The following is a 14511-nucleotide window of genomic DNA, read 5'->3' as shown; positions in this document are numbered from 1 at the left end:
TGTGGGGCGCTACAACCAATCTGGGAAGAAGTAGTAGTGAATTCGGGTGGTGACTGTTGCACACACGGTACTCAACCAGTGGTGCCCCCTGCGGGGGCGAGATGCTCGTAAGTGCTGAAGCACTGACGATCATCGCGAAACACACTGGTTATAGGATCAAGCCTTACGGGCAATTAGTATCAGTTAGCTCAATGCATTACTGCACTTACACACCTGACCTATCAACGTCCTGGTCTGGAACGACCCTTCAAGGGGCTCGAAGCCCCGGGGATATCTCATCTTAAGGCGAGTTTCCCGCTTAGATGCTTTCAGCGGTTATCTCTTCCGAACATAGCTACCCGGCGATGCCACTGGCGTGACAACCGGTACACCAGAGGTTCGTCCACTCCGGTCCTCTCGTACTAGGAGCAGCCCCCTTCAAATATCCAACGCCCACGGCAGATAGGGACCAAACTGTCTCACGACGTTTTAAACCCAGCTCACGTACCTCTTTAAATGGCGAACAGCCATACCCTTGGGACCGGCTACAGCCCCAGGATGAGATGAGCCGACATCGAGGTGCCAAACACCGCCGTCGATATGAACTCTTGGGCGGTATCAGCCTGTTATCCCCAGAGTACCTTTTATCCGTTGAGCGATGGCCCTTCCATACAGAACCACCGGATCACTATGACCTGCTTTCGCACCTGCTCGACTTGTCGGTCTCGCAGTTAAGCACGCTTATGCCATTGCACTATCAGCACGATTTCCGACCGTACCTAGCGTACCTTCGTACTCCTCCGTTACACTTTGGGAGGAGACCGCCCCAGTCAAACTGCCTACCATGCACTGTCCCCGATCCAGATAATGGACCAAGGTTAGAACCTCAAACAAACCAGGGTGGTATTTCAAGGACGGCTCCACCGAAACTAGCGTTCCGGTTTCATAGCCTCCCACCTATCCTACACAGATCGGTTCAAAGTCCAATGCAAAGCTACAGTAAAGGTTCATGGGGTCTTTCCGTCTAGCCGCGGGGAGATTGCATCATCACAAACACTTCAACTTCGCTGAGTCTCGGGAGGAGACAGTGTGGCCATCGTTACGCCATTCGTGCAGGTCGGAACTTACCCGACAAGGAATTTCGCTACCTTAGGACCGTTATAGTTACGGCCGCCGTTTACCGGGACTTCAATCAAGAGCTTGCACCCCATCATTTAATCTTCCGGCACCGGGCAGGCGTCACACCCTATACGTCCACTTTCGTGTTTGCAGAGTGCTGTGTTTTTATTAAACAGTCGCAGCCACCAGTTTATTGCAACCTCTTCACCCTTCTGGCGCAGGCCAGTCAAGCTACAGAGGCGTACCTTATCCCGAAGTTACGGTACCAATTTGCCGAGTTCCTTCTCCCGAGTTCTCTCAAGCGCCTTAGAATACTCATCTCGCCCACCTGTGTCGGTTTGCGGTACGGTCACTATTAGACTGAAGCTTAGAGGCTTTTCTTGGAACCACTTCCAATTGCTTCGCTTCCGAAGAAGCTCGCGCCACACCCTTGAATTATGTGCCCGGATTTGCCTAAGCACCTTCTCCAATGCAGCGACCGGGACGTCCAACACCCGGACAACCTTCCGCGATCCGTCCCCCCATCGCATCTAACAATGGTGCAGGAATATTGACCTGCTTCCCATCAGCTACGCATTTCTGCCTCGCCTTAGGGGCCGACTCACCCTACGCCGATGAACGTTGCGTAGGAAACCTTGGGCTTACGGCGAGGGGGCTTTTCACCCCCTTTATCGCTACTCATGTCAGCATTCGCACTTCCGATACCTCCAGCACGCTTTTCAACGCACCTTCGCAGGCTTACGGAACGCTCTCCTACCACACACGTGTCTTTCAACGTGTATCCGCAGCTTCGGTGACTGGCTTGAGCCCCGTTACATCTTCCGCGCAGGACGACTCGATCAGTGAGCTATTACGCTTTCTTTAAAGGGTGGCTGCTTCTAAGCCAACCTCCTGACTGTTTTAGCCTTCCCACTTCGTTTCCCACTTAGCCAATCTTTGGGACCTTAGCTGGCGGTCTGGGTTGTTTCCCTCTTGACACCGGACGTTAGCACCCGATGTCTGTCTCCCGTGATTGCACTCTTCGGTATTCGGAGTTTGCTATGGCGTAGTAATCCGCAATGGACCCCACAACCATGACAGTGCTCTACCCCCGAAGGTGATACACGAGGCACTACCTAAATAGTTTTCGGAGAGAACCAGCTATTTCCAAGTTTGTTTAGCCTTTCACCCCTATCCACAGCTCATCCCCTAACTTTTCAACGTTAGTGGGTTCGGTCCTCCAGTACGTGTTACCGCACCTTCAACCTGGCCATGGATAGATCACTTGGTTTCGGGTCTACGCCCAGCAACTGATCGCCCTATTCGGACTCGCTTTCGCTACGCCTGCCTTAATCAGTTAAGCTCGCTACTGAACGTAAGTCGCTGACCCATTATACAAAAGGTACGCCGTCACCCCTTACGAGGCTCCGACTGTTTGTATGCATGCGGTTTCAGGATCTATTTCACTCCCCTCCCGGGGTTCTTTTCGCCTTTCCCTCACGGTACTGGTTCACTATCGGTCGATCACGAGTATTTAGCCTTGGAGGATGGTCCCCCCATCTTCAGACAGGATTTCACGTGTCCCGCCCTACTTCTCGTACCCCTAGTTCTTCCAAGCTGTTTTCGTCTACAGGGCTATCACCTGCTATGGCCGCACTTTCCAGAGCGTTCGACTAACAATTCAGATAAAGAGTACAGGCTGATCCCATTTCGCTCGCCACTACTTTGGGAATCTCGGTTGATTTCTGTTCCTGCGGTTACTTAGATGTTTCAGTTCACCGCGTTCGCTTCACGTAACCTATGGATTCAGTTACGGATGACCCATACGGGCCGGGTTTCCCCATTCGGATATCGGTGGATCAAAGCTCGTTTGCCAGCTCCCCACCGCTTTTCGCAGGCTACCGCGTCCTTCATCGCCTGTGATCGCCAAGGCATCCACCACATGCACTTGTTCGCTTGACCCTATAACGAGTGTGTCTCGCAACACCCTCGTCATAGGCTGAGTATTCGCGTTGTGCCGTATTCCAAAGCAATCTTTCGATCACCTTTTCATACTTGATACAATCACTACCCTGATGCCCCTACTCACACCCATCTCTAAGTGCTTTCAGCGCATCTCTTTACTACTTCTTCCAGATTGTTAAAGAACGTTTAGCCGATCGGGTCACTTCACTACCCAACAGCATCAACTGGCTATAGTCGCCAATGCACAACGTTGAATCACCATTCAGCGCTGTGCATTGAGGACTTGGTGGAGGATGACGGGATCGAACCGACGACCCCCTGCTTGCAAAGCAGGTGCTCTCCCAGCTGAGCTAATCCCCCTACGTGGCCTGACCATGAGCTGTTGCCCCATCAGCACGCTTTTCGGGTGGTGGGTCTGGTTGGATTCGAACCAACGACCCCCGCCTTATCAAGACGGTGCTCTAACCGACTGAGCTACAGACCCTTAGCCTGTCTTAAACAACAGCCGATAAGCGTGAGCGCTTAATGTTGCGTGCGAAGCTCGAGAAAGGAGGTGATCCAGCCGCACCTTCCGATACGGCTACCTTGTTACGACTTCACCCCAGTCATGAATCCCACCGTGGTAAGCGCCCTCCTTGCGGTTAGGCTACCTACTTCTGGTGAAACCCACTCCCATGGTGTGACGGGCGGTGTGTACAAGACCCGGGAACGTATTCACCGCGGCATGCTGATCCGCGATTACTAGCGATTCCAGCTTCACGCAGTCGAGTTGCAGACTGCGATCCGGACTACGATCGGTTTTCTGGGATTGGCTCCACCTCGCGGCTTGGCAACCCTCTGTTCCGACCATTGTATGACGTGTGAAGCCCTACCCATAAGGGCCATGAGGACTTGACGTCATCCCCACCTTCCTCCGGTTTGTCACCGGCAGTCTCCTTAGAGTGCTCTTGCGTAGCAACTAAGGACAAGGGTTGCGCTCGTTGCGGGACTTAACCCAACATCTCACGACACGAGCTGACGACAGCCATGCAGCACCTGTGCGCCGGTTCTCTTTCGAGCACGTCCACCTCTCAGCAGACTTCCGACCATGTCAAGGGTAGGTAAGGTTTTTCGCGTTGCATCGAATTAATCCACATCATCCACCGCTTGTGCGGGTCCCCGTCAATTCCTTTGAGTTTTAATCTTGCGACCGTACTCCCCAGGCGGTCAACTTCACGCGTTAGCTACGTTACTAAGGAAATGAATCCCCAACAACTAGTTGACATCGTTTAGGGCGTGGACTACCAGGGTATCTAATCCTGTTTGCTCCCCACGCTTTCGTGCATGAGCGTCAGTGTTGGCCCAGGAGGCTGCCTTCGCCATCGGTATTCCTCCACATCTCTACGCATTTCACTGCTACACGTGGAATTCTACCTCCCTCTGCCACACTCAAAGCCTGCCAGTCACCAATGCAGTTCCCAGGTTAAGCCCGGGGATTTCACATCGGTCTTAACAGACCGCCTGCGCACGCTTTACGCCCAGTAATTCCGATTAACGCTCGCACCCTACGTATTACCGCGGCTGCTGGCACGTAGTTAGCCGGTGCTTATTCTTCCGGTACCGTCATCCCCCTCAGGTATTAACCAAGAGGTTTTCTTTCCGGACAAAAGTGCTTTACAACCCGAAGGCCTTCTTCACACACGCGGCATTGCTGGATCAGGGTTGCCCCCATTGTCCAAAATTCCCCACTGCTGCCTCCCGTAGGAGTCTGGGCCGTGTCTCAGTCCCAGTGTGGCTGGTCGTCCTCTCAGACCAGCTACAGATCGTCGCCTTGGTAGGCCTTTACCCCACCAACTAGCTAATCTGCCATCGGCCGCCCCTATAGCGCGAGGTCCCGAAGGAGCCCCCGCTTTCTTCCGTAGATCGTATGCGGTATTAATCCGGCTTTCGCCGGGCTATCCCCCACTACAGGACACGTTCCGATGTATTACTCACCCGTTCGCCACTCGCCACCAGGGTTGCCCCCGTGCTGCCGTTCGACTTGCATGTGTAAGGCATGCCGCCAGCGTTCAATCTGAGCCAGGATCAAACTCTTCAGTTCAAACCTGTTACTGTTTTTCGGTTCCGTTAGAAACCGGTCGCTCACTCAACGTTCTGACGATGATTGTTCATCCAAAGATGAAAAACCTTCCTCTGATACTTCGTGTGAGACTCTTGATACTTTTGCTTGTTGTCTCAGCCTAAAAAGACTGAAACCGCACTCGCCATCAAGCGCCCACACTTATCGGCTGTTAGTTTTTAAAGAGCACATCGCAAGACATTCACTACATCAACTTCCGTCTTGCGTCGCTGCATCAGCAGCAGAGAAACGAGATTATGAACAACGTTTCGGTTCGTGTCAACAAGATTCGAAGCATTTTCTCTTCTTGCCAACCGCGCTTAGCACCTTCTACAACCGATCCCAAGCGCATCACCGATACCGCCTACTCCCGCTTCCTTCGCGTTCATCGAATCGCGAAGGAACGGAATTCTAGTGAGTGAGATCGAGAAGTGCAAGCGCTTTCTCGAAGAAGATCACCGATGCTTGAACGTTGGCTTCCGCTTTTCGACAAACGCCGCCATGCCTTCCTTCTGATCTTCGGTGGCGAACAGCGAATGGAACAAGCGCCTTTCGAAATGCACACCTTCGGCAAGCGTCGTCTCGTAAGCGCGGTTGACTGCCTCCTTGGCCATCATCACGGCGGGAAGCGAGAATCCGGCGATGATCGTCGCGGCTTCGACGGCCTCGTCGAGAAGGCGATCGGCCCCTACGACACGCGACACCAGCCCCGCACGCTCAGCCTCGCTCGCATCCATCATGCGAGCGGTCAGGCAGAGATCCATCGCCTTCGCCTTGGAGACGGCGCGCGGCAAGCGCTGCGTCCCTCCTGCGCCGGGAATCACACCAAGCTTGATCTCGGGCTGACCGAACCTGGCCGTATCGGCGGCGATGACGATGTCGCACATCATCGCAAGTTCACAGCCGCCGCCGAGCGCGAAGCCGGCAACCGCCGCGATGATCGGCTTGCGAATCGTGCGGATCGTTTCCCAATTGCGCGTGATGTAGTCGCCCTTGTAGACATCCATATAGGAATAGCTGGCCATCATGCCGATGTCGGCCCCGGCAGCGAACGCCTTCTCGCTGCCCGTCAGGACGATCGCGCCGATGTCCTCGTCGGCGTCGAAGGCCTTGAGGGCGGTGCCCAGTTCGTCCATCAGCGCGTCGTTCAGCGCATTGAGCGCTTTCGGACGGTTCAGCGTGATCAGCCCAACCCGACCGCGCGTTTCGACCAGCAGATTCTCGTATGCCATTCGCTCCCTCCTTGGGATCCTCAGGTAAGCCCTAATGAAAAGACGTCGTCACATCATCTCGATAATGCTACCATTACCAACCAACCGGTCGGTTAATTATTCGGCCCGGCAACTTCCCCTCGTTCTCTTCTCGCGACCATGACACATCCGCTATTCACGAAGCACGAAGCGACGCTCGACAAAGCGCTCGCAGCCATCGAAACGCGCGGCTACTGGAGCCCGTTTGCCGAAATGCCAAGCCCCAAAGTGTACGGGGAAACGGCCAACGCCGATGGAGAGGCCGCGTTCAAAGCCCACTTCGGCAAAACCTTCGAACTCGATCAGCCTTCGACTGGCGAGACAATCGGCAAAGAGCGCTCGCCGTTCGGCCTTTCGCTCGACATCAGCTATCAAAAAGCCGACCCTGACACGCTCATTCGCGCCGCGGCCGACGCGCAAGCGAAATGGCGCGCCGCTGGCCCGCAGGCGTGGGTCGGCGTGAGCCTCGAAATCCTGTCGCGTCTGAACCGCGCCAGCTTCGAAATTGCCTATAGCGTGATGCACACGACCGGCCAGGCGTTCATGATGGCTTTCCAGGCTGGCGGCCCGCACGCGCAAGACCGCGCGCTCGAAGCCGTCGTCTACGCGTGGGACCAGCTGCGCCGCATTCCTTCCGAAGCGCATTGGGAAAAGCCGCAAGGCAAGAATCCGCCGCTCGCGATGCAAAAGCGCTTCTCCATCGTTCCGCGCGGCACGGGGCTCGTGCTCGGCTGCTGCACCTTCCCGACCTGGAACGGCTATCCCGGCATGTTCGCCGATCTCGCGACTGGCAACACCGTCATTGTCAAGCCACACCCCGGCGCGATCCTGCCGCTCGCAATCACCGTGCGAATCGCGCGTGAAGTGCTTCGCGAGGCGGGATTCGATCCGAACGTCGTCACCCTGTTCGCCACCGAACCCAACGACGGCGCCCTGGTTCAGGAACTCGCCGTGCGTCCCGAAATCAAGCTGATCGATTTCACGGGCAGCACGCAAAACGGCACCTGGCTCGAACGCAACGCGCATCAGGCGCACGTGTACACCGAGAAGGCGGGCGTGAATCAGATCGTCATCGACTCCGTGGACGACATGAAGGCCGCCGCCCGCAACATCGCCTTCTCGCTCGCCCTCTATTCCGGTCAGATGTGCACAGCGCCGCAGAACATCTATGTTCCTCGCGATGGCATCCGTACTGCCGACGGCCAACTGAGCTTCGATGACGTCGCGAAAGCACTTGCGAGCGCCGTCGAAAAACTGGTATCCGATCCGGCACGCGCGGTCGAATTCATGGGCGCAATCCAGAACGAAGGCGTCGTGGAGCGCGTCGCCGAAGCGCGCAAACTCGGCGACATTCTGCTCGACAGCCAATCACTCGCGCACCCGGCGTTTCCCGACGCGCGCGTGCACACCCCGCTCGTGCTCAAGCTCGACGCGCGCACGGACGAAGCCAAGTTCACCAAGGAATGGTTCGGTCCGATCTCGTTCATCGTCGCCACCGACTCGACCGCGCAGTCGCTCGAACTCGCCGGCTCGATCGCGCGCACGCACGGCGCGCTGACGTTGTCGGTCTACAGCACGGATGACAAGGTGATCGAAGCCGCGCATGAAGCAGCCATCGAAGGCGGCGTCGCGCTCTCGATCAACCTCACGGGCGGCGTGTTCGTCAATCAGACGGCTGCGTTCTCGGACTTCCACGGAACGGGCGCGAATCCGGCAGCCAACGCCGCGCTCTCCGACGCCGCTTTCGTCGCCAACCGCTTCCGCGTGGTGCAGAGCCGAGTTCATGTTGCCCCGAAGGCCGCGCAAGCGGAAGTCGGCCAGACGGCATAAGCCAAATTACCGACGCGTAAAGGCCGAATCGCCGTGCAAACGGCTTATGCCATTCGGCCTAATGGAAAGCAGCGGGCCGCGCGGCTAGTATCGGCATGTAAGGAAACCGGTCAGCACAGCCGCCGCGGCCAGATTCGGCGACAGAGGAGAAGCAATGACAGAGAAGTCCGTGTTGTTCCACGTCGATGTCGAAACGCGCGTCGCGACGTTGACGCTCAATCGACCCGACAAGCTGAACAGTTTCACGCGCGAGATGCATCGCGAACTGAATCAAGCGCTCACTGAAATCGAGGCGGGCAACGCGCGCGCGCTGGTCATTACCGGCGCCGGCCGCGGATTTTGCGCGGGCCAGGATCTCGCGGATCTGGATTTCACGCCCGGTTCGATGTCGGATCTCGGCGATCTGATCGACGAGTACTTCAATCCGCTGGTGCGAAGACTGCAAGCCATGCCGCTGCCTGTCATCGCAGCTGTGAACGGCACGGCCGCGGGCGCGGGCGCGAATCTCGCGATGGCGTGCGACCTCGTCGTCGCTGCGCGATCGGCGAGCTTCATTCAGGCATTCGTGAAGATCGGCCTCGTGCCGGATTCGGGCGGAACATGGCTCCTGACGCGCCGCGTAGGCGAAGCTCGCGCGCTCGGTCTCGCACTGACCGGCGAAAAGCTCAGCGCGGAAAAAGCAGAGGCCTGGGGCATCGTGTGGCGCGTCGTCGAAGACGCCGAGTTGCAACAAGCGGCAGCGCATCTGGCCGCGCAACTCGCGCAACAGCCAGCGCGTGCGGTCGTCGCAATCAAACAGGCGATCCGCGCGAGCGCGAACAAGACTTTCGACCAGCAACTCGATCTCGAACGCGACCTGCAGCGCGAGCTGGGTGCTTCGCCCGACTACATCGAGGGTGTCGCCGCGTTCAAGGAGAAACGCGCGCCGCGCTTCGAAGGCCTGTGAGAATCGAATCAACCTGGAGACACCTGTGACGCCACAACAACTCGCGGAAGCCACGGCCAACGCCATGTACGAAGCGGACGCATGCACGCGCGCACTCGGCATCGAGCTGATCGAAGTGCGGCCAGGCTATGCGCGACTGCAAATGGACGTGCGCTCCGATTTTCTCAACGGTCATGCGATTTGCCACGGCGGCCTGATGTTCACGCTGGCGGACTCCGCGTTCGCCTTCGCGTGCAATTCGTACAACATCAGCACGGTCGCCGCAGGTTGCTCGATCGAGTTTCTACGTCCCGTGCGTGGCGGCGATCGGTTGACTGCCGAGGCAATCGAGCAGACCTTGAGCGGCCGCACCGGAATATACGATATCCGCGTCACGAATCGGGAAGGCGAAGCGGTCGCGATGTTTCGCGGCAAGTCGGCGCAGATCAAAGGCACCGTGATCCCCGCGTGACGGGACTCGTCCATATAACGGACGTGGCATGAAAAGCCGCGCCGCACAGTCAGCATCAAGGAGACAGCAATGACCACACCGCTGCCGCTCGATCCCATCGAGAAGGCGAGCCGCGACGAACTCGCGGCGCTGCAACTCGAGCGCCTCAAATGGTCGCTCAAACACGCCTACGAAAATTCGCCGGTCTATCGGCGCAAGTTCGACGAAGCCGGCGTGCATCCGGATGATGTCACTTCGCTTTCGGACCTCGCGCGATTCCCCTTCACGACCAAGAAGGATCTGCGCGACAACTATCCGTTCGGCATGTTCGCCGTGCCTCAGGAGCGTGTTTCGCGCATTCACGCGTCCTCCGGCACGACGGGCAAGCCGACAGTCGTGGGCTATACGGCGCAGGATCTCGACAACTGGGCGAACCTCGTCGCACGCTCGATTCGCGCGGCCGGCGCGCGACGTGGCGACAAGGTTCACGTGAGCTACGGTTATGGACTCTTCACGGGCGGTCTCGGCGCGCATTACGGTGCGGAGCGCGCGGGCCTCACGGTGATCCCGTTCGGCGGCGGCCAGACCGAAAAGCAGGTGCAACTGATTCAGGACTTCCGTCCTGACATCATCATGGTCACGCCGAGCTACATGCTCTCGATCGCCGATGAACTCGAACGCCAGGGCATCGAGCCGGCGACTTGCTCGCTGCGCATCGGCATCTTCGGCGCGGAGCCGTGGACGAACGACATGCGTCGCGCGATCGAGACGCGCATGGGCATCGACGCCGTCGACATTTACGGGCTCTCGGAAGTGATGGGGCCGGGCGTGGCGTCCGAATGTGCTGAGACCAAGGACGGTCCGACAATCTGGGAAGATCACTTTTATCCCGAAATCATCGATCCGGAAACCGGCGAAGTGCTGCCCGATGGCGAATTCGGTGAGCTCGTGTTCACCTCGCTCACGAAAGAAGCGCTGCCGATCATCCGCTATCGCACGCGCGATCTGACGCGCCTCTTGCCCGGCACCGCTCGCACGATGCGTCGCATGGAGAAAATCACCGGTCGTTCTGACGACATGATGATCGTGCGCGGCGTGAACGTCTTCCCGACGCAGATCGAAGAGTTGTTGCTCAAGCGTCCGGTGCTCGCGCCGCACTATCAGATCGTGCTCACCAAGGAAGGCCCGCTCGATGTTTTCACGCTGAACGTGGAGCCTTGTCCGGAATCGGCGCCGGATGCCGTGGCGCTCGACAGCGCGAGGGCCGCGCTTGCCTACGACATCAAGGCGCTGATCGGCGTGAGTGCCGTGGTAAACGTGCTCGGGGTGAACGGCATCGAACGTTCGGTTGGAAAGGCGCGGCGCGTGATCGATCGCCGCAACATGACGTCATGACGCAAAAAAGCTCGCGAGCCATAAGAGCCGCGAGCTTTTTTATCGCCCGAAAGGGACGCGGGAATCAGGAGTTCGGCAATAGCAGCCACATCCTGCCGCCCTGCTTCATGCGTCCGGCGAGATCGCCGGCATCGTCGCCGAGACCCCAGAAGTAATCCGCGCGCACGCCGCCCTTGATTGCCGTGCCGGTGTCCTGCGCGAACACGAGACGGTTCATCGGCTGATTGCTGAGCGGACGCGTCGTCTGAAGAAAGACGGGCGTGCCGAGCGGGATGGCGGAGGGATCGACCGCGATCGAGCGTTCCGGCGTCAAGGGCACGCCGAGCGCGCCGACGGGTCCATCGCCCAGACTCGCGGGCATCGTTTCGTTCGCGGGCATTTCGCGGAAGAACACGAAGCGCGGATTCACGTCCAGCAGCGCGTCGACACGCGCCGGGTTCGCTTTCGCCCAGGCCTTGATGCCTTGCATCGTCGCCTGTGCGGGCGTGAGCTCGCCGCGATCGAGCAATTCCTTGCCGATCGATCGGTACGGCTGATTGTTCGTGCCGCCGAAGCCGACGCGCATTACGCTGCCGTCTTCCATCGTGACGCGTCCGGAACCCTGCACCTGCAGAAAGAACACTTCGATCGGATCGTCGACCCACACCAGTTCGTTGCCGTTCAATACACCCGAACGTTCGAGTTGCGCGCGAGCAGGCAACGCGGAACCGGGCTTGTAGCGATACGGCCAGCGATACAGCGGGTACTGATACGGTCCGTGACGCGTGCGCGAGCCGCGCAGCAGCGGCTCGTAATAGCCGGTCACGAGACCATCGAGCGTGCCGTCGGTGTTGGCAAGCTGGAAGGGCGTGAAATAGGTTTCGAAGAACCTGCGCGCCGCCGACATATCGAGGTCGTCGAGCCGAAGCGCCGCCGAGCACGCCTTCTGCCAGTTGGCCTGCCGCGAGAGCCGGCTGCAATTCTGACGAAGCGCGGCTGTCGCGCCGATCAGCGAATCGTCCTGCCAGCCCGGCACCTGCTGCCAGCTCACTGCGGTGAGCCGCGATGCGGCGCGCTGTCCGGGGACGGTCGGCGTGCCGGTCGCCGTGCCCGGACCCGGCTTCACGTAGTTTCCGCCGCCGCACGAGGCGAGCAGGACAGCGGTTGCAATCGATGCGGCCCAGGCCGCTGCTCGCGCGGTCGGCCGCACGAAACGCATACAATGCTCGTTCTTGATGGGAACCGCCATGTCTGATCTGTTCGACGAATATCCAATGCTTATTTTTGCGCTCGAGTCGCTCGTGGCGCTCGCCTTGCTGATCTTCATCGTCGTGTGGACGGCTTCGGGCAAGAAGAAGAACCAGAATCGCTCGAACGATCCGGCGAAACGGCGCTGATACGCGCCGCGTGCCGCCGGTTTCTCAATGGAGCGTGCGCGGCATATGCAATGCAAATTCCGCTACAGGCGCCTCGAAACGCTCGCCATCTTCGGCCACGCAGAAATACTCGCCGCGCATCGTGCCGACCGGCGTCGCGATCACTGCCCAGCTCGTGTACTCGAACTGCTCGCCCGGAGGCAGAAGCGGCTGATGTCCGACGACGCCGAGCCCCTTCACTTCCTGCACGTGATCGTTGCTGTCGGTGATGATCCAGTGTCGCGAAATCAATTGCGCCGCGACCTGGCCGGTGTTGCGGATCGTCAGCGTGTAGGCGAATGCGTACTGCCGGCTATCCGGGTCGGACTGCTCGGGCAAATACCGCGTCTCCACGGAAACGCTGAATTCGTACTGGCTCATCGTCGCTCCAATTCCAGTTCAACTGCTCGCTGCGTCGCCGGACGAAAGCGCGGATAAAAGCGCGCGGACGCGCCGCCATTGGTCTGGCATTCTGCTTGATGCGAGCGGCGCCCGCAACACGATTGGCGCCCGAGCCCATCCGTTGGCCATTCGGACGAGGGACTTGAACGAAAACGCGGGTTAAAATCACCGCTTTAGGCCGCTACCCGCATACGTCCATGGCGCAATTCCACATCGCTCCCAGCATCCTTTCCGCCGACTTCTCCCGCCTTGGCGAGGAAGTCCGCAACGTCGTCGCCGCCGGCGCCGACTGGATCCACTTCGACGTCATGGACAACCACTATGTGCCGAATCTGACGATCGGTCCGCTGGTGTGCGAAGCCATCCGGCCACACGTGGACGTGCCCATCGACGTGCATCTGATGGTGCGCCCGGTCGACCGCATCGTGCCCGATTTCGCGAAAGCCGGCGCCAATGTGATCAGTTTTCACCCGGAAGGTTCGGATCACATCGACCGCACGCTGTCGCTGATCCGCGATCACGGCTGCAAGGCGGGCCTCGTGTTCAATCCCGCGACGCCGCTCAATTACCTCGATCACGTGATGGACAAGGTCGATCTCGTGCTGATCATGTCGGTGAATCCGGGATTCGGCGGGCAATCGTTCATTCCCGAGGCGCTCAACAAGGTGCGCGAGGCGCGTGCGCGCATCAATGCGTATCGCGATCGCACCGGCCGCGAGATCCATCTGGAAGTCGATGGCGGCGTGAAGATCGACAACATCGCGGAAATCGCCACGGCGGGCGCCGATTCGTTCGTCGCGGGCTCCGCCATTTTCGGCAAACCCGACTACAAGCAGGTCATCGACGCGATGCGCGCGGAACTGGCCAAGGTCGAATCGGGAGCGAAGGCATGAGTGAAATCGCGGCGGCGCAGTCGCCTTTCGTGAACCGCCCGATCCGGGCGGCCATCATCGACCTCGACGGCACGATGGTCGACACAGCGGACGATTTCGTCGCCGCGTTGAACGCGATGCTCGCGCGCATCGGCGTCGAACAGCCGGTCACGCGCGATGAAGTCACGGGCTACGTCGGCAAGGGCTCGGAGAATCTGATTCGCAGCGTGCTCGCGGTGCGCCTGTCGCCGTCGCAAGCGGTCACGCAATTCGATGACGCGCTCGCGATCTATCAAAGCGAATACGCCAAGGTCAACGGCAAGCATTCGGCGCTCTTCCCGGAAGTGAAGGAAGGCCTCGAAGCGATGCGCGAAAGCGGTATCGTGCTCGCGTGCGTGACCAACAAGCCGCATCGGTTCGCGGTGGAGTTGCTCGCGCACTTCGGCATCGCGGATTTCTTCAAGGTGATTCTCGGCGGCGATTCGCTGCCCGCGAAGAAGCCCGATCCGCTGCCGATGCTCACCGCATGCGAACGCCTGGACGTACTGCCGCGCGAAACCGTAGCGGTCGGCGATTCGGAGAACGATGCGCTCGCAGGCCGTGCCGCCGGCCTCGCAACCCTTACCGTTCCGTACGGCTACAACCACGGGAAACCTGTGCAATCGGTGAAATCCGATGGTATAGTTTCCTCGCTGCGCACCGCAGCACTGGCGATTGCTGCCACCTTGGCGCCGCCAGATGCCACACTCACTGAATAAGTCCATCCATTCATGTTTCTCAACAGAAAACGGAGTCTGAGCAGCATCGACCGGGGAGCCTGGCCCTGGCGTCGCTGGTCGCGCTAACCTCGCT

9 protein-coding genes, 2 tRNA genes and 2 rRNA genes are annotated in these 14511 nt (G+C 59.0%); 6 read left to right on the top strand and 7 right to left on the bottom strand.

The features are described from left to right. Positions 1 to 152 precede the first annotated feature (152 nt). From ACEN42_RS02610 to ACEN42_RS02590, 5 genes are all read right to left on the bottom strand, one after another. Positions 153 to 3039 (bottom strand): 23S ribosomal RNA (locus tag ACEN42_RS02610). Positions 3040 to 3326: 287 nt separating this feature from the next. Further along, a tRNA-Ala gene (locus tag ACEN42_RS02605) sits at positions 3327 to 3402 on the bottom strand. A 47-nt stretch (positions 3403 to 3449) separates the two neighbouring features. Next, a tRNA-Ile gene (locus ACEN42_RS02600) sits at positions 3450 to 3526 on the bottom strand. Positions 3527 to 3588: 62 nt separating this feature from the next. After that, positions 3589 to 5122, bottom strand: a 16S ribosomal RNA gene (locus ACEN42_RS02595). The 16S and 23S rRNA genes sit together here with 2 tRNA genes alongside, the layout of an rRNA operon. Positions 5123 to 5595: 473 nt before the next feature. Next, positions 5596 to 6372 (bottom strand): enoyl-CoA hydratase, encoded by a 777-nt coding sequence (locus ACEN42_RS02590; RefSeq protein WP_238217926.1) that lies wholly within the window; start codon positions 6370 to 6372, stop codon positions 5596 to 5598. A 138-nt stretch (positions 6373 to 6510) separates the two neighbouring features. Between ACEN42_RS02590 and paaN the strand changes: the two genes are divergently transcribed. The 4 genes from paaN (at position 6511) to paaK (ending at position 10991) form a co-directional block, all read left to right on the top strand. Then, the gene (paaN, locus tag ACEN42_RS02585; protein WP_371880559.1) at positions 6511 to 8220 is read left to right on the top strand and encodes a phenylacetic acid degradation protein PaaN; all 1710 of its coding nucleotides are present in this window, start codon (positions 6511 to 6513) and stop codon (positions 8218 to 8220) included. A 154-nt stretch (positions 8221 to 8374) separates the two neighbouring features. Continuing rightward, positions 8375 to 9166, top strand: a complete 792-nt coding sequence (paaG, locus tag ACEN42_RS02580; protein ID WP_371880558.1) for a 2-(1,2-epoxy-1,2-dihydrophenyl)acetyl-CoA isomerase PaaG — start codon at positions 8375 to 8377, stop codon at positions 9164 to 9166. Positions 9167 to 9230: 64 nt separating this feature from the next. Then, complete coding sequence (gene paaI / locus ACEN42_RS02575; protein WP_371881052.1) at positions 9231 to 9617, top strand: hydroxyphenylacetyl-CoA thioesterase PaaI; 387 nt, start codon at positions 9231 to 9233, stop codon at positions 9615 to 9617. Positions 9618 to 9686: 69 nt separating this feature from the next. Next, the gene (gene paaK / locus ACEN42_RS02570) at positions 9687 to 10991 is read left to right on the top strand and encodes a phenylacetate--CoA ligase PaaK (protein ID WP_371880557.1); all 1305 of its coding nucleotides are present in this window, start codon (positions 9687 to 9689) and stop codon (positions 10989 to 10991) included. Between the two features lie 64 nt (positions 10992 to 11055). On the opposite strand, the gene ACEN42_RS02565 is transcribed toward paaK, so the two are convergent. Together ACEN42_RS02565 and apaG are read right to left on the bottom strand one after the other, a co-directional pair. Continuing rightward, positions 11056 to 12297 (bottom strand): murein transglycosylase A, encoded by a 1242-nt coding sequence (locus tag ACEN42_RS02565; protein ID WP_371880556.1) that lies wholly within the window; start codon positions 12295 to 12297, stop codon positions 11056 to 11058. A 94-nt stretch (positions 12298 to 12391) separates the two neighbouring features. Further along, positions 12392 to 12766 (bottom strand): Co2+/Mg2+ efflux protein ApaG, encoded by a 375-nt coding sequence (gene apaG / locus ACEN42_RS02560; RefSeq protein WP_035510926.1) that lies wholly within the window; start codon positions 12764 to 12766, stop codon positions 12392 to 12394. Positions 12767 to 12984: 218 nt separating this feature from the next. On the opposite strand from apaG, the gene rpe reads away from it, so the two are divergent. Together rpe and ACEN42_RS02550 are read left to right on the top strand one after the other, a co-directional pair. Beyond that, positions 12985 to 13680, top strand: coding sequence for a ribulose-phosphate 3-epimerase (rpe, locus tag ACEN42_RS02555; protein ID WP_187609518.1), 696 nt, complete (start codon positions 12985 to 12987; stop codon positions 13678 to 13680). Beyond that, positions 13677 to 14417, top strand: a complete 741-nt coding sequence (locus tag ACEN42_RS02550) for a phosphoglycolate phosphatase (RefSeq protein ID WP_371880555.1) — start codon at positions 13677 to 13679, stop codon at positions 14415 to 14417. The genes rpe and ACEN42_RS02550 overlap by 4 nt, the downstream gene beginning before the upstream one ends. Positions 14418 to 14511: the final 94 nt, after the last annotated feature.

Source organism: Caballeronia sp. S22, assembly GCF_964261745.1.
In the GTDB taxonomy this organism is placed as follows: Bacteria; Pseudomonadota; Gammaproteobacteria; order Burkholderiales; family Burkholderiaceae; genus Caballeronia; species Caballeronia jiangsuensis.
Note: the sequence above shows the minus strand (reverse complement) of the source record. Positions and strands in the feature narration are given on the sequence as shown.